We start from the raw sequence: 22,851 nt of genomic DNA, 5'->3' as shown, positions 1-22,851 counted from the left end.
GCTTGCGGAGAGGTTTATTTTTTCTATATAGATAGATTGAAAGATTTCTTTTTAGCTTAAAGAGAAGCTCTAGCCATATTTAGTAGCGGTCATGGCTTATTGTAGCCTCGTCCCATGTATGAAAACAAAAAGATAACGTAAGCATAAGTCCCTTTTTCTTTTCATAGCTGTTTTATTAGCTTTGGAACACTAACTATATCAATTTATAAGGAGTGTCTATTATGCGTATTGGTACGAATGTTTTAAGTATGAATGCTAGGCAGTCGTTGTATGAGGATGAGAAGCGTATGAATGTTGCGATGGAGCATTTGGCGACTGGTAAGAAGTTAAATGCTGCTTCTGATAATCCAGCAAATGTGGCGATTGCGACTCGTATGCATGCGAGAGCGAGTGGTATGCGCGTTGCAATTCGTAATAATGGGGATGCGATATCGATGCTTCGTACAGCGGAAGCTGCTCTTCAAACTGTGACGAATATTTTACAACGTATACGTGATTTAGCTATTCAATCTGCAAGTGGTACAAATTCAAATACAAACCGTAATTCGCTGAATAAAGAGTTTCAATCTTTAACAGAACAAATTGGCTATATCGGTGAGACGACTGAGTTTAACGATTTATCTGTATTTGGCGGACAAAACCGTCCTATTACGTTAGACGATAGATATCGCGAAACATATTCCCCCTTCCCCTACACAACATGACATCAAGATCTCAACAGAACAAGAAGCAAGAGCGGCGATTCGTAAAATTGAAGAGGCTTTACAAAATGTATCACTTCATCGTGCTGATCTTGGGGCTATGATGAATCGTTTACAGTTTAATATTGAAAATTTAAATAGCCAAAGTATGGCCCTAACAGATGCTGCATCTCGAATTGAAGATGCGGATATGGCGCAGGAAATGAGCGATTTTTTAAAGTTTAAATTGTTAACTGAAGTTGCCCTTAGTATGGTTTCACAAGCAAATCAAATTCCGCAAATGGTTTCGAAATTACTACAATCTTAAATATAACCTTTAAAACTATTGAAAGAACCCCATATAAAAATAAAAGGGAGATACATAGCGTTTATGTATCTCCCTTTTACTTTTACACTAGTTTATTCATTATAAATTAGATCCTCAGCTAAAGAAGTAAAGATTTCTCCAACAAGTGAGTCTTCATCATATACACATGAGCCCTTATTTTCTTCTCGCTTTGCAAACGGTATTTGGACGATTACTTCTGTTTGCAGTTGTTCTGCTAACATTTCGCCGCCACCTTTTCCGAAGAGATAGTTTCTTGAACCATCTTGTTCTTCGTAATATGCCATATTTTCAACAATACCTAAAATATCGTGTTTCGTATGTTTTGCCATTACTCCTACTCTAGACGCGACAAATGAAGCTACGTTATGAGGCGTTGTGACGATAATTTCCTTCGCTTGTGGGATCATCGCGGCGACATCTATCGCAACGTCTCCTGTTCCAGGTGGTAAATCAAGAAGAAGATAGTCTAGTTCTCCCCAGTGTGTGTTCGCAAGGAAGTTTTGAATCCATTTGTTTAACATCGGTCCGCGCCACATAACTGGGTTATTTCCTTCTGTGAAGAATCCCATCGACATAATTTTAACACCGTGACTAACGACTGGAATTGCAGTTTGATCAATCATCGTTGGCTTTTTATTCGTTTCCATCATAGCAGGGATGCTGAACCCATATATATCTGCATCTAAAATCCCAACCTTTTTGCCCATACGTGCTAAAGCGGTAGCAAGGTTAATCGTCACAGTTGATTTACCAACTCCTCCTTTTCCGCTCGTTACAGTAATAAAACGTACTCCTGAATCAGGTCGAAGCATACTAGGCATTCCTGTTTCTGTTCTAGCTTCTTTCTTTAAGGACGCTGTTAATGCCGCGCGTTCTTCTGGTGTCATAGAACCGAATGTTAAGGAAACTTTCGACGCACCAATGTTTCGAAGGGAGTCTTCAATATCTTGTTGAATTTTTGCTTTCAACGGACAACCTTGAATTGTTAAAACAACTTCTAGCCCAACTTCTGTACCATCTATTTTTATATTTCTAACCATATTTAGTTCCACAATACTTTTGTGTAACTCTGGATCTTCTACATGGCTTAACGCGTTCATAATCTGTTCGTGAGTAATCATCATACACACTCCTTCCATTGTAATTATTTCACGTTATAAAGTGAAACTTTAATCAGTGGGGTTTTTGTCCATCCCCCACTGATTATTAGCCCACACCAATCGGGCTTTTACGGGCAGTTGATCTCCCACCTAACATCTTTGCTTCAGCCGAATTTTGAAGTGGGAGTCTTACTGCCCGTTAATGCGGGATGAAAAAAGTCTCCGCTTTTCCCACCCGTTTTTTGAACTAAATATGTTTCTTTCATGACCATCGTTTTATCAACAGCTTTGCACATATCGCAAAAAGTAAGGGCGGCGATTGATACAGCAGTTAATGCTTCCATTTCTACACCTGTTTTTCCGCTGCATTTTACTGTCGCTCGTATGATTAATTCATAGCCATCAGTTTTCTTTTCATAATGAAACGTAAAGTCTGTTCCTTGGATTAATATCGGGTGACACATCGGGATTATATCCGCTGTTTTTTTAGCACCGATTATGCCAGCAACTTGTGCTACTTGGAGCGGGTCTCCTTTTTTCAATCCACCACTTTGAATTGCCTCAAATAGTTCATTTGATAAAGAAATCGTACTTTGCGCAACAGCTGTGCGTGTTGAAATATCCTTTTGAGAGATATCAACCATTTTGGCTCTGCCCTCTTCATTCCAGTGCGAAAATTCATTCATAATAATCCTCCTTAATGTATGAAAGATGCGGTATTCAAATAAGAAAAATTATCCCCCACTTACGGGCGGGATAAATGCAACAGTATCTCCAGCTTTTACAATATCTTCGTCCGTTACAAATTCTTCGTTAATCGCAACCATAACTTTATCCAGCGTCTGTAATTGATACTTATCTTCCAGCCATTTTTTTAATTTTTGAACATTCATCTCTTGTTTTTCTATTATCACTAATTTCTCTGAACCGACTTCTTCTCGTAAGTTTGCGAACAGTAAAATTGTAATCATTCTCTCATTCTTCTTTCTTTGGTTTTCCTTCTGGATATGGAGTATTTTCAAGTTGATCTCCAATCCACTCCGTTCCATCTTCCCAAAATTCTTTTTTCCAAATTGGGACGATTCTCTTTATACGTTCAATTGCGTATTCATTCGCTTCGTACGCTACTTTACGATGCGGCGACGATACTGCAATGACAACGGCAATATCCATTATTTCTAGTCTTCCTACTCGGTGCGTAATTGCTATTTTTGCATCTGGCCACTGTTTCTTAATTTCTTCTCCAATTTCAGTAAGCTTTTTTACTGCCATCGGTTTATATGCTTCATACTCAAGATGTAACGTTCGTTTTCCTTTCGTTAATTCTCTAACCGTTCCAATAAAAGTTGTAATTGCTCCCGCTTCGCGTCTTGCTACTTTATCCGTTACTTCTTGAGCTACAATCGGAGTATCTACAATTTCAAATCGTGCTTGTCCCATCAAAACCTCTCCCTTCTTTACGAAATGTCCAAGGCCATTCACTACCTTCGTTATCTTCTAATAAGAGAACATCTACAAACATCCCTTTCTTATAGCCTCTCGTTCCGCCTAGTAGTACGATAAAAACATTTGATTCCGCTAATGAAGAAACAGAACTAGATTTATCAAATCCTGATGGATAAGCGATTAGTTGTCCTTCGTTATATTTCAGCTTCGCTCGTACAAATCTTGTAAATGGATTCGGTTTTAGAAAATCTTCTCCGAGTATTGCCTTTTCTCGTTTTACATGTGGTGTTTCACTAAACATATACGCACGAATGCTAGGTTTTACGAATAATTCAAAACCTACGTAACAAGCAGATGGATTACCTGATAATCCAAATAATAATTTTCCGTTTAATTGCGCTACAGTCGTGACGCTACCCGGCCGCATGGCTACTTTATTAAAAAGAACTGATGCGCCTAATTTTTCGTATATAGCTGGCAAATAGTCATAGTCGCCTACCGAAACACCACCAGTTGTAATTAACATATCCACTTCGCTTAACGCTTTTTTCACTGCTTCGTAGCACGTATTCAAATCGTCACTAAACTTCCCAAAGTACTTTACTCTTCCACCTGCTCTTCGAATTTGAGACGATATCATATACGTATTACTATTTCGAATTTTCCCAGGTTGTAGTTCTGCATTTACATCGAGAAGTTCACTCCCAGTCGCTAATAGTCCAATAACAGGCTTTTTCGCTACTGGCACTTCGCTATAACCGAATGTAGCAAGAAGAGCAGAAATACCTGGATTAATGTAGCAACCCCTTTTTGCGAGAACAGTTCCTTTACGTGCGTCTTCACCTTGAAAGGATATATTGTCCCCTTCTTTAAATGAGCGTCTCACTTCCATATAGCTTTTTTTGATATTCTCATATTGACGATGACGAGTCAGTTCTAGCATGACGACCGCGTTACATCCTTTCGGAATTTGTGCCCCTGTCATAATTCGAACTGCTTGAAACGCTCCTACTTCTGTAGGAAATACGGAACCTGCTCCAATTTCATCGATGACTTCAAATACGATCGGATTCTCACGACTTGCTCGCGAAGTATCTTCTGCCCTAATAGCAAATCCATCATATGGCGAGCGATCGAAGGAAGGAACATCGTGACCCGCTACTATATCGTCTGCTAACATACGCCCATATGCTAATTCCAGTGGTACTAGTTCTTTTTCACCACAATTAGCAAATTCCATCACTTTACGAACAGCCTCTTCAACTGTAATCGGTACCCTTCTCTCCATCATTACCAATCCCTTTCTATTACCCTAATAACCGATAGTAAAGTTGTTTTGCTTTTTGAATTTCATTTGTTCCGTGAATAAATACACGCCCATCTTGAAAAATGACGATGCGATACTCTTCTAATTGGCAAGAGAGCAAATACGGATTCCGATCAACTTTTCCGTGATTCTTTAATACTTTTTCTAACTCGTCAAAGTTGTAATAACTATTATGCGCCGGTCTAATTTGAACTGTATTTCTTCCGCATAAAACAGCTGTCTTCGTTTGATTTTCGTATGATAAATAAGGATAAGTTCTATTTGTTCCGCACGAAGGACAGTCTTCCGTTTTGATTTTCCCTAGTTTGATAGAATGATATTGATTACTCCATATATCAAACATTAAAAAAGTTTTTCTAATTGCTGCGTAATCTTCTACTAAAATTTTGAAAGCTTCTGCTACTTGATACGCTGCAACGATTTGAACAGCTGGACTAATAATTCCAACTGTGTCACACGTCGCCCCTGTAACAGGAACACTTTTCAACACACAATGTAAGCACGGTGTTTTCTTCGGAATAATGGTATAGCTCATGCCATAACTTCCGACACAAGAACCGTAAATCCAAGGGATATTGTACTTTTGTGATGTATCATTGATTACAAACCGAATATCGAAATTATCTGTGGCATCAATAATGACATCAACACCACCTAATAAAGCTTCCATATTATCTACTCTTGCATCCATTACTAGCGCCTGAATTTGCACGTCTGAATTAATTTGTTTGAGACGATTCTGCGCTGCAATTGCTTTTGGCAACTTTTCTATCGCATCTTGTTCAGCGTAAAGTTGTTGCCGCTGTAAATTACTCCATTCTACGTAATCGCGATCAATAATCGTTAATTTCCCGATACCTGCACGTACAAAGCTTTCTGCACTTGCACTTCCTAACGCACCTGCCCCTATTATTAATACATGCTTATTTCTAATCTTCTCTTGCCCTTCTTTTCCAATAGGAGTGAACAACTGTTGTCGTGAATACCGCTCTATCATGAGGTAACCTTCCTTTCATGTAAAAATCAGCTTCATATACTGTTATTTTTTCAATACATCTTCTTCGGTAGCACTTTGTTTCTGATAACAAGAAAAATAAGCGAATCCAACAAATCCAGCTCCGCCAATTACATTTCCGATAAAGACTGGCACAAAGTTTTTCGCAAGATCCATCCACGTAAGGTGACCCGCAAAAATAACTGCTGAAATGACAAACATATTTGCTACTACTTGCTGAAACCCAATTACGACAAATGCCATAATCGGAATCCAAATCCCAACAATCTTTCCGATTAAATCGTTCGTTCCATACGCTAACCAAATTGCAAGGCAAACGAGCCAGTTACAACCAATTGCCAAAATTAAAGTTCTTCCGAAAGATTCATGTAATTTATCTTGAGCTATCGCTATCGTTTTATTTAAATAGGCACCTTCAGTTAACCCGCCAAGGTGACCGAAACAATACGCTACGAAAAGTGCACCTGCGAAGTTCGTTAAAGTGATCCACGCCCAATTGTTTAACACATGTTTCAATGAAATTTTCCGTGCATACAGTGCCATGGCCATCGACATCATATTTCCCGTAATTAATTCTCCTCCTGCTAAAACAACGAGCATAAGTCCAATAGGAAAAACCGCTCCTCCTATAAAATTGACTAAACTTCCCCACTGCTCCGGTACATTACCTAGAACACGAATATTAAGTAAAAATCCTAATGAAATGAATGCTCCTCCTAAAAAACCAAGAATAAGCATCGCTGATAGCGGTTGCCTCACCTTTTGAACACCGGATTCAATCACAAGCGCAGCAATTTGTTCCGGTTTATGAAATGCCATAACCAATTCCTCCATTTTTCTCATCTAAAAAAAGCAGCACCAAAAACCCTTACCATCGTAAGGATTTTTGAATGCTGCTTAATCTCTCTGCATATCTCTTACAGAAATATCAATCATCATTTTTACTATACTCATAGAAAGTGTACAAAACTTGCACATTTCCCACTATTTACGTTAACAAAGAGAATCTACATTCTTAGTAACTTCTCAGCCACCGATATGCGACATTTCAATTTTCGGCATTGCTTTTTTATTCGTATTGCTTAACCGTTCGTCTGAATAACGGTCTGAACGATTATTCCAAATGTCACGAATAACATTAGTAATCTCCTCATCCGTATATCCAAAGCGAAGTAATTCTTTAAGATCGTTTCCTTTAGAAGCAAACAAACATGTATACAATTTTCCTTCTGCAGAAATACGCGCTCTTGTACATGATGAGCAGAACGAATCCGTTACAGATGAAATAATTCCTATTTCTTCTTCGCTACCAACATAACGATAACGTGTTGCAATTTCACCAGGATAGTTCGCTTCAATATGTTCAATGAACCGAAGGATATGCTTATTCTCTTTAAAGTACTCTGCCATCTGAACGATGTCTTCTTCATTTTTCCCTTTTTGGACAACCATGTTCATTTTAATTTTCATTCTGGCTTCCGCTGCAGCCTGTATTCCCGCAAGAACCGTTTTTACTTTACTTCTATTCCCATTTAAATAAGAGAATCGTTCTTCATTTAACGAGTCTAAACTAACTGTTACACGAGATAAACCCGCCTTATATAAATCTGGAGCAAACTTTTTAAGTAATGATCCATTTGTCGTTAAACCAATATCCTCTACTCCATCAATTTCGTTTAACCGCTGTATGAGTTCAGGTAAGTCTTTTCGAAGTAAAGGCTCTCCTCCTGTAATACGTAACTTTCTTACACCTAAAGAAACGAAAATACGTGTAATCCTTTCAATTTCATCAAAAGATAAAATTTTATCATTAGACAAAAAAGAATAATCACGACCAAATATTTCTTCTGGCATACAATATCGACAGCGAAAATTACAGCGATCAGTAACAGAAATACGTAAATCCTTTAAAGGACGATCTAATTTGTCTAATGTAACAGATTTCATGATTATTGCCTCGTTTCTACTTATTTTATATTTATAATCCGTTCTGGATGCGTATATACATTTAAAGATTTATTACGAATGAAGCCTATTGTAGTAATCCCTAACTGCTCCGCTAGTTCTAACGCTAACTCAGTTGGAGCTGATTTTGACAATATTACTTCACAGCCAATTTTCGCAACTTTTAATAGAATTTCAGAAGAGATACGTCCACTAAAAACAATAATTTTATCACCAATCGAAATGTTATTTTTTAAACAATAGCCGTAAATTTTGTCTAAAGCGTTATGTCTTCCTATATCCATGCGGCTTAAAACAATTCCACTCACATTACATAAAGCTGCATTATGAACGCCGCCTGTATGTTGAAACGTAGACGCAGATTGCTGCATATCATTCATTAACCGAAAACAATCCTCGGCAGAGATCTTTACGCGAATATCATTCATTTCTTTCGCAGTCAGCGCATCGTTCGCAAAAACAAACCCTTGCCTACTCATTCCACAGCACGAAGTAATATAACGTTTGTTTTGTATGTCACGATAATAAGGATTGATTTTCGTCGTTTTTACATGTACATAGCCTTCTTTTTCTTGCACCCATATATCATCAATATCTTCATACTTTCGGATAATGCCTTCAGAGGCTAAAAAACCAATTACCATATCTTCAATATACTCTGGAGTACTAACCATTGTAACAAATTCCTGGCCGTTAATTTTAACCGTAACAGGAAACTCTGTTACAATGCTGTCCTCTATATGTTTAAATTCCCCTTGCTCATATTTGAAAATTTTCCGTTCCACCTGAATCGATTTCACGATGAGCATCCTTCTCTCACGTTATATTTTTATCAAAAACAAACACGGAAACTGCAATATCTTCATCTACTTTCATATCAGAAAACAGATGAACTAACTTCGCACCAACAAGTTCTTCTAAATGGTCATGAGGATTAGCCACATACACTTCTTGAATCATTTTCGTTCGAGCCATATGAACCATTTCCGCCCCATCCGTAGTTCCCGAAATAAATTTCTCAGTAGGTGTTAAATTCCCATAAAGTGTTGCAATCGCCATGTTCTCGGTAAATACAGTATGAATTCTTTCCGGTCCTTTCCCGAACAACTCTTTTCGAAGCTTTCGGATCATATCATTAAATTCATGTACCATTTTTGACATACTCTCATTCCTTCCTAGTTATTCCATCACAACTATTTTAACAAAATGACCATTTCGCCTAAACTATTTAATAATGCGACGAAATGGATCACCTTTTACAATTATCTCAAGTACGCAAACAACATATGAAATACTATTGTTGCTTATCTATTCTTCTTTTAACCCTTTACCCATACCTTTTAAGAAATGAAGACCAAATCCGATAGCACGATTAATATCTGGGTCTTTCAGTACTTTCATAAGGTCTAATATTCCTACTTTTTTATTGCTTTGCAGATGCTGGTTTCCTTCATCCATACCTGTCAATACGCTACCTATAAGCTTTTTCGTAAGTTCCGGATCAAGTTCTGTTAAAGCTCCTGCAGCGCCCATCATATTATTAATTAAATTTGTAACTGGTTCACGAGTGACTTGGCCTAGAACGATTTTTGCGATTGGTTCTTTCGCTTTCAGCATAGAATTTGCAGCTTCTAGCATCCCAATGTCATTTAATTCACCTACTATATTAAACATTTGATTTAAAGCATCTTCATTATTAGCTAGCAGTTCTTTTAAAGCTTCGAGTTTTTGTTGTTTAAGTTCTTCCTCAGTTAGCTCCTGCTTCTGGATCGCTTGAATAGGTGCTGCCATATTCTTTTCTCCCCCTTAGTTATCCGTTAAATGTACGTATCCTGGACGAGCCCACTTACGATTTACCTCAATTCCGTTTTGAGGATGACGCTTTTTATTACGTGGGTTCGTTTTTGGCATCGGATTTTCGCCATCAACTTCTAACACTTCCATACGTACTTTCGTTTGCTTATATGCCGGCGTGCTTGTACGTAAGTCAACGGCAGGACCTGTTAAGAAATTAATTGCCGATTCTTTATCCGTCGAGTTCATCGGTAAATACAGTTCATTCGCTTTTACACGATCCGTTACAAGTGCACGTAATTTAAGTGCTCCAAATGGAGAAACAAGGCGTACTAACGAACCAGTTTTCACTCCGCGTTCCCTTGCAAGTTCTGGAGAAACTTCGACGAAAACACCTGGTACTTTCGATTGAATACCAGTTGATTTATTTGTCATGTTCCCTTCATGGAAATGTTCAAGCATACGGCCGTTATTAATGTGAAGATCGTATTCTGCTGGGAATGCAGCAGGACGTACCCAATCAGCTATCGCAAAACGAGCCTTTTTGTCTGGGAAGTTAAATCCATCTTTGAATAGAAGCGGTGTATTCGTTCCATCAAAACTTCCCCAGTGGAAACTGTTCCATCCTTCAAGCACTTCATAGTTTGCGTGTGCAAATAGTGGTGATAAGCTTGCCATTTCCGCAAAGATTTCACTTGGGTGATTATAGCTCCAGTTTGCACCAAATTTATTAGCAATTGCCTGCACGATCCACCAGTCTGGTTTCGCATCTCCTAGCGTTGGAAGCACTTGATATAATCTTTGTACACGACGCTCTGTATTTGTAAAAGTACCTTCTTTCTCAAGAGATGGCGCTGCTGGTAATACTACATCAGCGTATTGAGCTGTTTTAGAAAGGAACACATCTTGAACGACAAAGAATTCAAGGCTTGATAACACTTCATGTACGTGATTTGCGTTAGAGTCTACAAGAGCCATATCTTCTCCAACAAGATACATAGCTTTCATTTTTCCTTCATCAATTGCGTGAAGCATTTCAATGTTATTAAGACCTGGTTTGTTATCAATTTTTACTCCGTAAGCTATTTCAAATTTCGCACGTTCTACATCGTCAGTAACGTGCTGATATCCTGGAAGCCAACCTGGAAGTGTTCCCATATCACAAGCACCTTGTACGTTATTATGACCTCGAAGCGGATATGCACCAGCACCTGGACGGCGATAGTTTCCTGTTGCAAGAAGTAAGTTTGAAATCGCAGCGGAAGTATCTGAACCACCAGTATTTTGCGTTACACCCATACCCCAAAGAATACATGTACCATCTGCATCACGAATCATTTCTGCCATTTGAACGAGAGTTTCTTTTGAAATACCTGTAATCTCTTCTGCATATTCAAGCGTATATTCTTTAAGACTATCTTTGAAATCATCAAAGAAGTTTACATTCTCATCGATGAACTGCTCATCGTGCCAACCTTGATCAATCATATATTTCGTAACAGCCATTAACCATACTTGGTCTGTTCCTTGCTTTGGACTAATAAAGATATCCGAACGCTCTGCCATTTCAGTTTTACGAAGATCTGCAACAATTAGTCTTTGACCGTGAAGTTTATGCGCACGTTTCACACGAGTTGCTAATACTGGGTGGCCTTCTGTTGGATTACAACCGACGATAATAACAAGACCTGATTGCGCAATATCTTTAATCGTTCCTGCATCCCCGCCCATTCCAATAGTGCGGAATAATCCATCTGTCGCTGGTGATTGACAATAACGTGAGCAGTTATCAACGTTATTCGTTTCGAACACTTGACGCGCTAATTTTTGAATAACATAATTATCTTCATTCGTAATTTTAGAAGAAGAAATAAAGCCGATAGAGCCTTTACCGTACTCTTCTTTAATAGAGCCCAATTTATTCGCCACTACATGAAGCGCTTCTTCCCAAGTCGATTCAACGAACACTCCATTTTTACGAATTAAAGGTTTCGTAAGTCGTTTTTCAGAATTAACGAAATCCCAACCGAATTTTCCTTTTACACAAGTAGAAATTGCATTAACTGGTGCCTCAGAAGTTGGTTGCACCTTTAAAATTTTGCGCCCTTTCGTCCATACTTCAAATGAACAACCTACACCACAAAACGTACAAACTGTTTTCGTCTTCTTCGTACGAGTGTCGCGCATCGCAGCTTCTACTTCTGACACAGCGAAAATACCGCTATATCCAGGTTCAACCTCTTTAATAAGATCGACCATAGGTTCAAGAATATCCGGCTTCAGCCCAGTCATAAATCCAGCTTCACCGAGCATCGATTTCTCCATTAAAGCATTACAAGGACAAATCGTTACACATTGACCGCAGCTTACACATGAAGAATCGTTAATATCTACTCCTTCATCCCAAATAACACGTGGGCGCTCTGCCTCCCAATCAATAGATAACGTTTCATTAACTTGTAAGTTTTGACACACCTCTACACATTGACCGCACGCGATACATTGATTCGGATCATAGCGATAAAATGGATGAGACATATCAACTTCGCTTGCATCAACTTTTGGCTCATAAGGATATTTTTGATGCTCAATTTCCATTAATTCTGCCGTATTATGCAGTTTACAATTCCCGTTATTGTTGTCACAAACCGTACAGTAAAGTAAATGATTTTCTAGTAAACGGTCCATCGCCTCATGTTGTGCTGCCTTTGCACTAGTAGAGGACAGCTCAATATTCATACCGCTCGTCACTACAGTAGAACAGGATCGCACAAGCTTTCCGTTAACTTCTACAATACAAGTATCACACGTTTGAATAGGATCCACTTCCGGCACATAACAAATTTGTGGATGTTCAATTCCGTTCTCATTAATAATGCCCAGTATAGTTGAACCCGGCTCAGCATTATACTCTTTGCCGTTAATTGTAATATGAACCATGCTGTCGTTCATGGTTACTCCCCCTTTTTGAGAATAAAAAAACTCCACCACGAAAATATACGCACCACATTTTTGGCACGTTATCATCATGGTGGAGTAGTTTATTAGCACATCTTGCTAAAATACCAGTCCATTTATTCATAAATAAAATGATAGATTCATAACAGGTCATATCACGATTCCATCTTTAACACTATAATTATAGCGTTAAATCCAAAAATACACAATATAAATATCATCACAAAGGACAAAGCACATAATGCTCTGACCTTTGTATTACATTTTAGGATTATTCTGAGATGACTTACTTCCTGGTGCAAACCAACCAATTAGTGCGATGGCAACTAATATCCCGTAGAAGATTAAAGTCCAAGTTGTACTGTGTGGAAAATCATGATCTAAAATACCTATATCCTCATGGGCAAGTGTAATTACAGCAAGTTTGACGCCGACCCAGGCAACAATTGCATATGCTGTTGTTTCTAGTGCTGGACGTTTCTCCAGTAATTGTACAAACCAAGTTGCCGCAAATTTAATTAAAATAAGTCCAGCTATCCCTCCAAGAAGTACAACAATGAACTGTCCTCCATCCATACCTCCGAAATCGTCAAGCGGAGAATCCGGAAGCCCCAGAGCAAGAGCAACTGCGGCTAATATTGAATCAATCGCAAAGGCAAGGTCAGCTAATGCAATCTTTCCTACTGTGAACCAGTAGCTTTTTCCTGCTGCTTCCTTTTCATCTTCCTTGTGAATATTTTGATTATTTTTTCCGAATTGCGCCTGAATGACATGCTTTAATCCTAAGTAAAGAAGATACGCTGCTCCTATCGCCTGTATTTGCCAAACATTTGCAATAAATGATATAGCAAAAAGGGCTGCAAATCGAAAAACAAAGGCCATAATAATTCCGTAATTTATAGCTCTTTTTTTCTCTTCTTCGGGTAAATGCTTGGCTATAACTGCTAGTACAAGGGCATTGTCAGCCGATAACAATCCTTCTAATCCGATTAAAATTAATAATGCCCAAGCATACTCTAGCCATATTGAATCCATCCGCTTCTCTCCTTTCTAAAACTAAAATCAGATAAGGTCTTTGCTCATTAGAATTTCCTATTAAGCCAAATTAAATGCTAAAACATTTTGACAGTTACTTTGCTGTCCTCTATTTGTTATAATTTCATCAAAAAACAAATCTAGATTGTGGTTTTCTTAGAAAAGGTGACGCGACATTGTGCTTAAAAACTTGATGAATTCATCTTCACTTACAGGTTTACTGTAGTAATAGCCCTGAATTAGATAACATGCATTACGTTGTAACACTGTTAATTGTTCCTTCGTTTCCACCCCTTCTGCGATCACTTTCATGTTTAAAGTATGCGCTAGTGAAATAATGGTATGAATAATTTCATTTCCATCAGTAGAATTTCCGATCCTATTAACAAATTCTCTTGGAATTTTCAAGGTATCAATTGGATACAAAGGGAGATATGCTAGTGAAGAATACCCTGTACCAAAATCGTCAATTGATAAATGTACACCATATGATTTTAATGCTTTTAACTTCGATAAGGTTTCTTTTTCATCTACCATTGCTATTCTCTCTGTTAATTCTAAATCAATCGAATTAGCAGGTACCCCTACTTCTTCTATAGTAGATATGATTGCTTGAACAAAATCTTTCTGTTCAAACTCTATAGCTGATAAATTTATCCCCATTTTTAGATTTGCATAGCCTGCAGAATGCCACTTTTTCAGTTGTCGACACGCTTCCTGTAACGTCCATTTCCCAATTGGAATAATTTGCGACGTTTCTTCCGCGATAGGTATAAATTCAAAAGGAGAAATAAGTCCCAGTTCTGGATGTTGCCAACGAATTAAAGCCTCTGCACCAATAACCATGCCAGTCTTACTGTCAACTTGTGGTTGATATAATAAAAACAACTCATTATTTTCTAATGCCTTCGGTAAATCCTGTTCTAATCGTAATCGTCTTGTTATTTTTTTTGATAATGTCTCGTCATACATGCAAACAGCATTATTACCTTTTTCCTTTGCACTATACATAGCAATATCAGCATGTTGTAAAAGTGTAGTAGTATTTATTCCTCCAAACGGATACACCGCTATTCCTATACTAAGAGATAAATAAAAACTATGTTGATTAACTACAAATGGTTCTTCAGTTATACGAAATAGAGTTTCACACAAATCCAATAGCTGTTGCTCTGTATGGTTATGGACTATGATTGCAAACTCATCTCCCCCTATTCTCGCTAGAGGAATAGCCGGTAACAGACATGTCCTAAAACGTTTAGCAACTTCTTTTAAAACACTGTCACCAATTGAATGTCCCAGTGTATCATTAATAGTCTTAAAACGATTTAAATCTATATACAAGAGTCCAAATTCATCCTGCGTTTTTTGTGCACGCCCAATGGATTTTTCTAATTCTTGTTGGAAGAATATTCGATTTCCAATCCCCGTCACTGTATCATGGAATGCTAGATAGTTTATCTCATCTTGTTGTTGCTTCATTCTCGTAATGTCTTTTACCATTACATAACTCCCAAAAGTTTGCCCTTCTATCATAATAGGAACAATGGTGACGTACCAAAAATGAATGTCCTTCTCATTATTATTTTTCACACGTAATTGTAACGAAGCCGAACTGCATCGTTTCCCTTCCTGTAGAGCCGCTTCCAATTCAGATCTATCTTCATCTAAAAAAATTGAGAAGCACTCTTTACCTATTAATTCATCGCTGTTTTTTCCTAATAACATACTTCCAGCCTGGTTTATATTTAACACAGTACCATTTGAATCAATCGTTAATATAGGATCTGGATGATACTCATATAATGACTTAAATCTCTCTTGATTTTTGACCAAGTCATTGGATTTGTTTATTAAATCTTCTGTTCTTTGAGATACTTTTTGTTCTAATTGATTATTAAACACTTTTAACATCTCAGTTAAATCTCTGTTTTGCATTCGTACGATTGTATGACGAATCAGCACAAATACAAATGCAATACAATTTCCAGTAATAAGTGTAGCCGAGGAAGTTTGCTCTTTAAGAGTAAAACCAATTAAGACTGCAACTGCAAGATAAGGAAATATGACAAGAAGTTTCTTTCCGAATGTCGGATCAATAATAAAATAATTCCTTCTAGAAGATGCATTCTTTGAGATCGAAGCAGCAATAGCGATAAATAATAGGAAAACTCTATACAAACACCTTAATAATATAAGTGAACGATCTGACAAATCATCTTGTAAGTAAAAATACAAGTAGTCCGTAATAGCCAATCCAGTTAATACGAGAATAAAAATAAATAATTTACTTTTCGCATTAAAAATAGCTGGTCGAAAGATTAGACTAACTCCTAATAAAAGAAGTAATAAATCTATAATCGGAAAAATAAATGAGAGAAAAACATCTCCAATTGATAAGAATAAGATATTTGCAGAAGGTTTATTAAACAGGTACCACTCTAATGTAAAAATGGCAGTAACAACAATACATAAATCACAAATTAAATACGCTTTTTCCCACTTGTTACATTCCATAATGATTTTATAAAAGAATGCAAAGAGAAAGAAGAATAAGAAAAACAACAAAAACACATCAGAGATATTAAAATTTTGTATCGGTAATTCTACATTAAGTACTTGAAAAGCGGATATAAAATTCCCGATCAAGAAACACCCTATTGCAATAGTAATGCAAACCCAGAATACTCCTAACTTAATTTTTCCGGATAATATAGAATAAAGTAATGAGATAAATACAGTAGTTTCAACAACTAAGGATGATAGTCGGATATTAAAATCTGATACGAAATATTGATTCGGAAAAACAAATAAAAATATAAAACAAAAGCTTATATAGAATATTAGAGCTATTGTTAATAAGATAAATTGCAAATGTGAATGTTTAAGCAATATATTCACCTTCTTAAGTCTTTCATCATTTTTAAAAAATTTGTTTCTAATTATTATTCATATTATGACCATTTCAAAAGATTTCTTTCAAAATAAAACAGCCTTACATTACACCTGCAAATATTTAACAATTCCATAACAGGAATTACAAAAAAATATGAACAGCTATGTCCTTAACACTATCAATTATTGTTATACGAACTATTTATGTAACAAGTTTATTTAATAGCTAATTAGTTCAAAGAATGTTTTCTTTGAACTAATTGTATACTGCCCATCTGAATCATATGACTTAACTATTTTTAAATTAAAATTTCACGTAAAAATAATGAATGTAGGTGTATGCCCCTATCTATTTATCTTTTTTTCTTCATAACTTCTATAGTATTCATTAAGTACGCTAACTTAAACACCGACTTATTTATAATCCTTAATAAGTCGGTGCTAGTATACACTATAAAACTAAAACACATTTCAAATAACAAAACTATACTTTAGCAGTTTATAAATTTCATATTCCTAGAATTACTAAACTTTCTTTTACCTATTACAATCTATATTCAGATACATTATTTCCTTTCCATTCATAATAATCTAAAATCCCTTCATAAATGGCTTCTGCTGCAATCTTTCTGCCGTTTGCCGTAGATAGTTTACTGTAATCGATACCATTATCTATAAAAGCCAGTTCCGTTAACACAGCTGGCATGTCGTTTTCTCTTATAACATGAAGATCTCCATGTTTAACGCCTCTATCACGTGTTTGAAGAGCCTCTACTAAACGTGTTTGAATTTTTTCCGCTAACACACGACTTTCTTCCACATGAGGATTTGTTTTTTCGGATTCAGAAGATTTATAGTAGTATGTTTCTGTCCCTTTTGCATTACCATTAAAAGCGTTTGCATGAATGCTTATAAAGATATCCCCCTCATTTTGCTTAGCAAATTTAACACGTTCCTGTAAAGAGCTTTTTTGGTCATGTCCAGGTCTAGTATCAGATTCACGAGTTAGTAAAACCGTAAATGGTGTATGTTTTTCGAGCAATTGTTGTAGGCGTAAGGAAGTGTCTAATACGATTTTACTTTCAGGCAATCCTTTTGTGGACTTTCCGGGATCTGCACCACCATGTCCAGGATCAATAATGATTGTTTTACTTTCTAAAGGGTTTTTCGGACTGTATTGAAGGGTATCTGTTTTGGCAGTAAGTTGTGCGGCTTCTGCACGTGTTATGAATTTATTTGGTTGCCAACCATTATCAGTACCAACAGAAATCTTTAAATCAATTAAAATATTGGCAAATTTTTCACCCCAATGTCCTTTTAAATCATCAAATTTACTTTGCCCATTACTATTTGTTCTATCTTGTAGCTTATATGCATTTACTAACATTGTTGCCATTGCAGCACGAGTAACTTTTCCAGAAGGATTAAATATTCCATTTCCTTCACCTTTAATTATTCCTGCTTTTTCAGCAGCAGCAATATACGGCGTTCCCCAGTGGTTTTGTGAATCTGCAAAAGATGGTTTTGCATTTAAGTCAATATGTATACCAAGGGCCTTTGTCATAATTGTTGCCGCAGAAGCCCTATCTAATGTATCACTTGAACCAAAAGTTCCATCTGGATAACCACTCAATACTTTTTTATCAACTAAATAATTAACGGATTTGTCAGCCCATGCAGGAACATCTGGGAATTTATGAGTATTTGCAAATGCACTAGATGAATAGGATAGTAGACTTCCAGCAAGAATTCCTGTAGCAATTAATTTTTTCTTCAAAATTTAGCACCTCTAAAAAATTATTACAAGTTGGTAAATATATCATTTATAGTTAATTTTCAAATCATACGACCTAGAGTAAAGAACAGATTTATTATGTGTTATCACTATATCACAGATAATAAATTTAAAATCGAACTATTATTCCGAAAAGAATCCTCAGACATACACTTATAGATAGCGACTATTAAATATATTCACCAACATCGTGTAACCAGTATAGTTACTTGTATGTACGAGTGTCAATTAAAAAAACCTTACATTTTTGTAAGATAACCATGTTAATAATGTAGTAAGTAATTATTATATAATGTGAATAATTACTCGGTATAATAAAATAGTAATCTTATATTTTAAACAAATATTGATTATCTTGGTAGGCAAATAACTTATAACAGCCACCTTTTTGGCCATGCTTTGGAATCCTACTTTACTCTTCAATTCTCCGTATTAAAAGTTGGTTGATGAAATGTAATAACAACTGTACGATTATACAACTTATTCACCTCAATTAAATCAGTTAAATCTTGATGAAGAGTCGGTTTATCTTTAAAATCATTATGTATTAAGTCCTTTCACAGTGACAATACGCATATTCCTAGTATTTTTCTGATCGCAATACTACAAAGTAAGACCTAGCTCCTTCCTTTTGTACAAATTTTTGATTTACTAAAATTAATTGTAACTTTTCCTCTGTCCGAAACGATTCCATACAAAACAAAAGGGAAATACATATACACTATGTATCTCCCTTTTATTTTGTACCCAATTTTTTTATTGTGTTACGGTCATAACTTGTCCACTACGGTCAACCATAATTTTCATTTTTCCGTCTTGAGCGTTATATAACCCTAGCTTATGTAGATCTTGTTTGCATTCTTTTACGAAGTAAGGCAATGTACGAATTTGATCGATATCAGAGCTCGTAATAAAATGAATTAAATGATGCGTCATCTCTTTAATATCATGAACGAGTTCTTCCTTCTCTCGTTTTAATCTTTCATTTTCAGCTCGTAATGAATGTAATTCACCTTCAAGACCACGTGCATTCTTTTCATCTTTTGAACGCTCTGCTGCCATACTGGAAAGCTTATAGATTCCCTCCATGAACTGATGCAATTCGTGTTCTCTCTTTTCACTACATTGACTAATTGTTTCAAAGTTATCCACGATGCCAGACATAACTGTTACGAGGCTTTTTTCATCTTCTTCATTTCGAACGTCTTCATTTACTTCCTGCTTGCTTTCTTGTTTTGTCTCAACAATTGTCTCTTTTACAGGTGTATACTTACGTTTTCGCCCCGGCTTTTGCTTTTCAATATTTTCAAACGGCATCTCTTGTTTTTTTAATTTATAATACGTGTTTTGCAATTGACTTTCCGTTTTTCGGAAAAGATTCATTTCATTTTTACTAACATATTTTGAAATATTTGCGATGTTTAAGCCCTGACGTTGACAAAATTGATACACTTCATACAATAGTTCTAGTTCAGACTTCAACCAAGTAATCGCTGATTTTTCATATACTCGCATACCGCCATTTTTTTCTATATCTATTTGAAATAATACCATTCTATTATATAAATCGATTAGCTCTTCATACCTGACTTGGAATTGTTTCTCTATTTTTTTAAATTCCGCCTCTAATTTCATTTCGTTCGTTTTATTATTTGACATGTTTTGTAAAAGACTTAATACATTGATTGCTGTGTGGTGATACATAATATGTGTCACTCCCCCTCATCCTTTCACAATTCTCATCTGACTCCCATGTCTTTTAAGAAAATAGAAATTTCCACATATCCATATTATAACATTTCGAAATTATCTGTCAAATAATTAACATACAAAAAGGTATAAAAAGTATCGAAATAAAAAATGATTTTTAACAAATATTAAAAAATAAAAAATAGCTAAGCAAAATATTATATCAGAAAAATTCTACTTAATTATATTATATGGTATTTCTAATATATTTTCACCGAAAAAGCTTGCGTCACCACGAAATCTTATAGATGAAATAATTGAACATCATGTAAGAAAACCCTCACCTTTATAGTAAAGGTGAGGGTTTTACACAACGCTAACGAATTAACCGAAAGAATGACCATTATTACCACGGTGGCTACAGAAAAGCAAAAATATCTCAGAAACACTCTACCTTTCTGTCTTTATACACATGGCTGGCTCCTCTCTTCCAACTAAAAGAAGCTTTATAGTACTAACTTATCAACTAGCCCGATTAACTCTTGAATATCAGGCTTACTCACTTGAGCATTCGCTCCAACTGCCTCACCTTTATGGAACAACTCATTCGTAATTAATGAAGAGAAAATAATGACTGGTAAACGATTCATTACTTCACCATCTTTAATTACTTTCGTTAAATGGTGTCCATCCATTTTCGGCATTTCAATATCGGTAATAAGTAGGTGAATATGCTCATACATTCTTTCACCTTGCTCTTTTGCTAGTTTTTCAATTTGTGCTAACGCTTCAGCACCATTACTGAAGAAGTTCATTTTCGTATATCCAGCTGATGATAATGTTTCTTCTAATATTTGGCGAAGCATCGCTGAATCTTCCGCAATATAAATCACCTTTTCAGCTCGATCTGTTTTTTGCTCTAATCCTGCAAGTGATTTATTGTCATAACCAGTACCGCTAATTTCACATACAATTTTTTCATAATCTAATAGTAAAATGATTTTCCCATCTAGTTTTACAATTCCAGACGTCGTTTCTTCTAGTCCCATAGATAATGAAGCTGGTTCATCAATTTGTTCCCATGAAATACGTTGAATACGATGCACTTCATCAACACGGAAAATAACTTTCATTTGGTTTAATTCTGAAATGATAAATTTCGTTTGATCAAGTGGTTTTATAGATTTTAAATTAAGAGCCGTTGCTAAGTTAATAACAGGTAAAATTTCACCACGTACTTGAACAACACCTTCAACTGCATGATGAGATTCTGGCACAGTTGTAACAGGGAATGGATTAATAATTTCACGCACTTTCATTACATTGATGCTAAATAAATTTTCACCAACAGTATAAGTTACGATTTCTAATTCGTTTGTTCCACTTTCTAATAAAATACTTTGTGCTTGTGACATAAAGGTGTCGCTCCCCTTTCATTAATTCCGTATATTTAATTATTAAGCTTTATTAAAACCAAAAAGTCAACTACCTATATGAAAAATATAGATAGTTGAGTGATCCTCACAGTTTTAAAGTAGAAATACTACCAGTAAAACTTAATCTTGTATAAACGAAGCAAGTGCCTCTAGTAACACTTCTTGTGCTCCTACAATTTCTGTCGGCATCGCTTCCCATTTTTTTGAAAGCTCTGTTTCCACTCTCATTCTTAGCTCTGGACCCATTTCTCCTAGCACATATTCTTTCGTCGCTATATCAACATCAAGGAGTGCAAGTGCATATAATTCCGGATCGTTTATTTTTTTAAATAATTGTTTCAATACCGCCGGTGATATATGTTTTAACTTTTCAATGTGAATTTCCTTATCCGAAAATAGTAACTCATATTGAATAAACGTAACATTTTCTTTAATAACTTTAAAATAGCAATTATTTTTTTTATCATTTACAAAATAACCGTTCGGATCTGCAATAATACTCTCTACTTGACGTATTAAATTAGGTAAACTACTCGCCGCCATTACAGTACGTTGCTCAACCTCACTTGGCGAAATGAATGTAACGCGATACTTATTCTGCGCCATCCTCCTCACCTCTCCTTTTATATAAACTTAGTCTAATTGTACAATATAGCACAACTATCTTAAATTAATCTAACTCTATTTCAAATCATTGCTCCTAGAATCAGAGAAATCCTCTCTCCAAAAAGTGAAGAGGCACCACCTAAACACTTGGATTACAGCCTCTCCAACTACCTTAGAACTACTCCATATCTCTGCAACATGCGAGCCACTCATAAGCACTGTCGCTACTACAATCCGGTGAGCCTACCAATCTCATTCATGGCTCCCAGCCTCTTCAACTAACCTAGAACCACTCCATATCTCTGGTATTACAACATGCGAGACACTCCATATGCACTGACCGCTACTAAACATCGCTGGGCCCTCTCTCAAAACCTAAAAGAAAGCTTTTAAGCCCCTTTCAACAACTCAATGTTATTGAACCAAAAAGCAAGCTGCTGATCCGTAATATCCGGCAACATAACGAAAAACTCACGGCACTTCATCTCATCTTTAAACAGTTGATACTTCCAAACACTATCGCTACCAATACTTACGAAATAAAACTCGTGTATACGGCCAATGATTGCTTGTTTTTCACCAAACGAATATGGAGGCACTTGTTTGATTTCAAATTGATCTGGTAAATATACATGCTCTTCTCGTTCTATTTTTAACACTTGCTCAGCAAGCTCACGTTTATTTTCGAAAAAAGGCAATTGTAAAATTCGCTCTTGTCTTGTCATACGAATATAAAACCCTTTCTACTACGTTACAATTTT

The 22,851-nt window shown here is 36.1% G+C and carries 20 protein-coding genes and 2 pseudogenes; 1 reads left to right on the top strand and 21 read right to left on the bottom strand.

The window, feature by feature from the left end; genetic code table 11:
- Window positions 1-221: 221 nt before the first annotated feature.
- A pseudogene (locus MR155_RS08110) lies at window positions 222-1,008 on the top strand (flagellin N-terminal helical domain-containing protein).
- Window positions 1,009-1,100: 92 nt separating this feature from the next.
- On the opposite strand, the gene MR155_RS08105 reads toward MR155_RS08110, so the two are convergent.
- The 21 genes and pseudogenes from MR155_RS08105 to MR155_RS08005 form a co-directional block, all read right to left on the bottom strand.
- Window positions 1,101-2,153: a P-loop NTPase gene (locus MR155_RS08105; protein ID WP_242309169.1), complete on the bottom strand. Its 1,053-nt coding sequence runs from the start codon at window positions 2,151-2,153 to the stop codon at window positions 1,101-1,103.
- A gap of 140 nt (window positions 2,154-2,293) precedes the next feature.
- Window positions 2,294-2,815: a cyclic pyranopterin monophosphate synthase MoaC gene (gene moaC, locus MR155_RS08095; protein WP_242309167.1), complete on the bottom strand. Its 522-nt coding sequence runs from the start codon at window positions 2,813-2,815 to the stop codon at window positions 2,294-2,296.
- A 48-nt stretch (window positions 2,816-2,863) separates the two neighbouring features.
- A complete protein-coding gene (moaD, locus tag MR155_RS08090) occupies window positions 2,864-3,100 on the bottom strand; it encodes a molybdopterin converting factor subunit 1 (RefSeq protein ID WP_242309165.1) in 237 nt (78 codons plus the stop codon).
- 4 nt (window positions 3,101-3,104) lie between these two features.
- A complete protein-coding gene (locus tag MR155_RS08085) occupies window positions 3,105-3,569 on the bottom strand; it encodes a molybdenum cofactor biosynthesis protein MoaE (protein ID WP_242309164.1) in 465 nt (154 codons plus the stop codon).
- A complete protein-coding gene (locus MR155_RS08080) occupies window positions 3,550-4,863 on the bottom strand; it encodes a molybdopterin molybdotransferase MoeA (protein WP_242309162.1) in 1,314 nt (437 codons plus the stop codon). Before MR155_RS08080 ends, MR155_RS08085 begins: the two co-directional genes overlap by 20 nt.
- 19 nt (window positions 4,864-4,882) lie before the next feature.
- The gene (locus MR155_RS08075; RefSeq protein WP_242309160.1) at window positions 4,883-5,899 is read right to left on the bottom strand and encodes a molybdopterin-synthase adenylyltransferase MoeB; all 1,017 of its coding nucleotides are present in this window, start codon (window positions 5,897-5,899) and stop codon (window positions 4,883-4,885) included.
- A gap of 42 nt (window positions 5,900-5,941) precedes the next feature.
- Entirely contained in the window at window positions 5,942-6,736 is a 795-nt protein-coding gene (locus tag MR155_RS08070) for a formate channel (protein ID WP_002141133.1), read from the bottom strand.
- Between the two features lie 207 nt (window positions 6,737-6,943).
- Complete coding sequence (locus MR155_RS08065; RefSeq protein WP_242309158.1) at window positions 6,944-7,864, bottom strand: GTP 3',8-cyclase MoaA; 921 nt, start codon at window positions 7,862-7,864, stop codon at window positions 6,944-6,946.
- 20 nt (window positions 7,865-7,884) lie between these two features.
- A complete protein-coding gene (fdhD, locus tag MR155_RS08060; RefSeq protein ID WP_242309156.1) occupies window positions 7,885-8,682 on the bottom strand; it encodes a formate dehydrogenase accessory sulfurtransferase FdhD in 798 nt (265 codons plus the stop codon).
- Window positions 8,683-8,698: 16 nt separating this feature from the next.
- Window positions 8,699-9,043 (bottom strand): Na-translocating system protein MpsC family protein, encoded by a 345-nt coding sequence (locus tag MR155_RS08055; protein ID WP_242309155.1) that lies wholly within the window; start codon window positions 9,041-9,043, stop codon window positions 8,699-8,701.
- Between the two features lie 147 nt (window positions 9,044-9,190).
- Window positions 9,191-9,673: a helical membrane plugin domain-containing protein gene (locus MR155_RS08050; RefSeq protein WP_002012016.1), complete on the bottom strand. Its 483-nt coding sequence runs from the start codon at window positions 9,671-9,673 to the stop codon at window positions 9,191-9,193.
- A gap of 15 nt (window positions 9,674-9,688) precedes the next feature.
- Entirely contained in the window at window positions 9,689-12,628 is a 2,940-nt protein-coding gene (gene fdhF / locus MR155_RS08045) for a formate dehydrogenase subunit alpha (protein WP_242309153.1), read from the bottom strand.
- Window positions 12,597-12,788, bottom strand: a complete 192-nt coding sequence (locus MR155_RS08040; protein WP_002149117.1) for a hypothetical protein — start codon at window positions 12,786-12,788, stop codon at window positions 12,597-12,599. Before MR155_RS08040 ends, fdhF begins: the two co-directional genes overlap by 32 nt.
- Window positions 12,789-12,892: 104 nt before the next feature.
- Window positions 12,893-13,669, bottom strand: a complete 777-nt coding sequence (locus MR155_RS08035; RefSeq protein WP_242309151.1) for a TerC family protein — start codon at window positions 13,667-13,669, stop codon at window positions 12,893-12,895.
- Window positions 13,670-13,825: 156 nt separating this feature from the next.
- Window positions 13,826-16,561, bottom strand: a complete 2,736-nt coding sequence (locus MR155_RS08030; RefSeq protein ID WP_242309149.1) for a sensor domain-containing protein — start codon at window positions 16,559-16,561, stop codon at window positions 13,826-13,828.
- Window positions 16,562-17,108: 547 nt separating this feature from the next.
- The gene (locus tag MR155_RS08025) at window positions 17,109-18,341 is read right to left on the bottom strand and encodes an N-acetylmuramoyl-L-alanine amidase (protein WP_242309147.1); all 1,233 of its coding nucleotides are present in this window, start codon (window positions 18,339-18,341) and stop codon (window positions 17,109-17,111) included.
- 449 nt (window positions 18,342-18,790) lie between these two features.
- Window positions 18,791-19,032: pseudogene (locus MR155_RS32220) on the bottom strand (Ger(x)C family spore germination protein); the annotation flags it as partial.
- Between the two features lie 83 nt (window positions 19,033-19,115).
- The gene (locus MR155_RS08020) at window positions 19,116-20,063 is read right to left on the bottom strand and encodes a DNA-binding domain-containing protein (RefSeq protein WP_242309276.1); all 948 of its coding nucleotides are present in this window, start codon (window positions 20,061-20,063) and stop codon (window positions 19,116-19,118) included.
- 491 nt (window positions 20,064-20,554) lie between these two features.
- A complete protein-coding gene (locus MR155_RS08015; protein WP_242309145.1) occupies window positions 20,555-21,463 on the bottom strand; it encodes a chemotaxis protein in 909 nt (302 codons plus the stop codon).
- A gap of 141 nt (window positions 21,464-21,604) precedes the next feature.
- Window positions 21,605-22,090 carry a LysR family transcriptional regulator gene (locus MR155_RS08010; RefSeq protein ID WP_242309143.1) on the bottom strand — a complete coding sequence of 162 codons (486 nt, stop codon included), beginning with the start codon at window positions 22,088-22,090 and terminating at the stop codon, window positions 21,605-21,607.
- Between the two features lie 389 nt (window positions 22,091-22,479).
- Window positions 22,480-22,815, bottom strand: coding sequence for a DUF3964 family protein (locus MR155_RS08005; RefSeq protein WP_002012031.1), 336 nt, complete (start codon window positions 22,813-22,815; stop codon window positions 22,480-22,482).
- Window positions 22,816-22,851 lie beyond the last annotated feature (36 nt).

Origin of the sequence: Bacillus cereus group sp. BfR-BA-01331 (genome assembly GCF_022663915.1) — a bacterium.
Lineage (GTDB): Bacteria > Bacillota > Bacilli > Bacillales > Bacillaceae_G > Bacillus_A > Bacillus_A mycoides.
The sequence above is the reverse complement of the archived record's forward strand: the minus strand, read 5'-3'. Positions and strand labels throughout refer to the sequence as shown.

What these genes read in the sequence shown, in the direction of transcription:
- MR155_RS08105 (WP_242309169.1), bottom strand. Translation starts at nt 2,153, where the DNA reads ATGATGATTACTCACGAACAGATTATGAACGCGTTAAGCCATGTAGAA.
- moaC (WP_242309167.1), bottom strand. Translation starts at nt 2,815, where the DNA reads ATGAATGAATTTTCGCACTGGAATGAAGAGGGCAGAGCCAAAATGGTT.
- moaD (WP_242309165.1), bottom strand. Translation starts at nt 3,100, where the DNA reads ATGATTACAATTTTACTGTTCGCAAACTTACGAGAAGAAGTCGGTTCA.
- MR155_RS08085 (WP_242309164.1), bottom strand. Translation starts at nt 3,569, where the DNA reads ATGGGACAAGCACGATTTGAAATTGTAGATACTCCGATTGTAGCTCAA.
- MR155_RS08080 (WP_242309162.1), bottom strand. Translation starts at nt 4,863, where the DNA reads ATGGAGAGAAGGGTACCGATTACAGTTGAAGAGGCTGTTCGTAAAGTG.
- MR155_RS08075 (WP_242309160.1), bottom strand. Translation starts at nt 5,899, where the DNA reads ATGATAGAGCGGTATTCACGACAACAGTTGTTCACTCCTATTGGAAAA.
- MR155_RS08070 (WP_002141133.1), bottom strand. Translation starts at nt 6,736, where the DNA reads ATGGCATTTCATAAACCGGAACAAATTGCTGCGCTTGTGATTGAATCC.
- MR155_RS08065 (WP_242309158.1), bottom strand. Translation starts at nt 7,864, where the DNA reads ATGAAATCTGTTACATTAGACAAATTAGATCGTCCTTTAAAGGATTTA.
- MR155_RS08055 (WP_242309155.1), bottom strand. Translation starts at nt 9,043, where the DNA reads ATGTCAAAAATGGTACATGAATTTAATGATATGATCCGAAAGCTTCGA.
- MR155_RS08050 (WP_002012016.1), bottom strand. Translation starts at nt 9,673, where the DNA reads ATGGCAGCACCTATTCAAGCGATCCAGAAGCAGGAGCTAACTGAGGAA.
- fdhF (WP_242309153.1), bottom strand. Translation starts at nt 12,628, where the DNA reads ATGAACGACAGCATGGTTCATATTACAATTAACGGCAAAGAGTATAAT.
- MR155_RS08040 (WP_002149117.1), bottom strand. Translation starts at nt 12,788, where the DNA reads ATGACCTGTTATGAATCTATCATTTTATTTATGAATAAATGGACTGGT.
- MR155_RS08035 (WP_242309151.1), bottom strand. Translation starts at nt 13,669, where the DNA reads ATGGATTCAATATGGCTAGAGTATGCTTGGGCATTATTAATTTTAATC.
- MR155_RS08020 (WP_242309276.1), bottom strand. Translation starts at nt 20,063, where the DNA reads ATGTATCACCACACAGCAATCAATGTATTAAGTCTTTTACAAAACATG.
- MR155_RS08015 (WP_242309145.1), bottom strand. Translation starts at nt 21,463, where the DNA reads ATGTCACAAGCACAAAGTATTTTATTAGAAAGTGGAACAAACGAATTA.
- MR155_RS08010 (WP_242309143.1), bottom strand. Translation starts at nt 22,090, where the DNA reads ATGGCGCAGAATAAGTATCGCGTTACATTCATTTCGCCAAGTGAGGTT.
- MR155_RS08005 (WP_002012031.1), bottom strand. Translation starts at nt 22,815, where the DNA reads ATGACAAGACAAGAGCGAATTTTACAATTGCCTTTTTTCGAAAATAAA.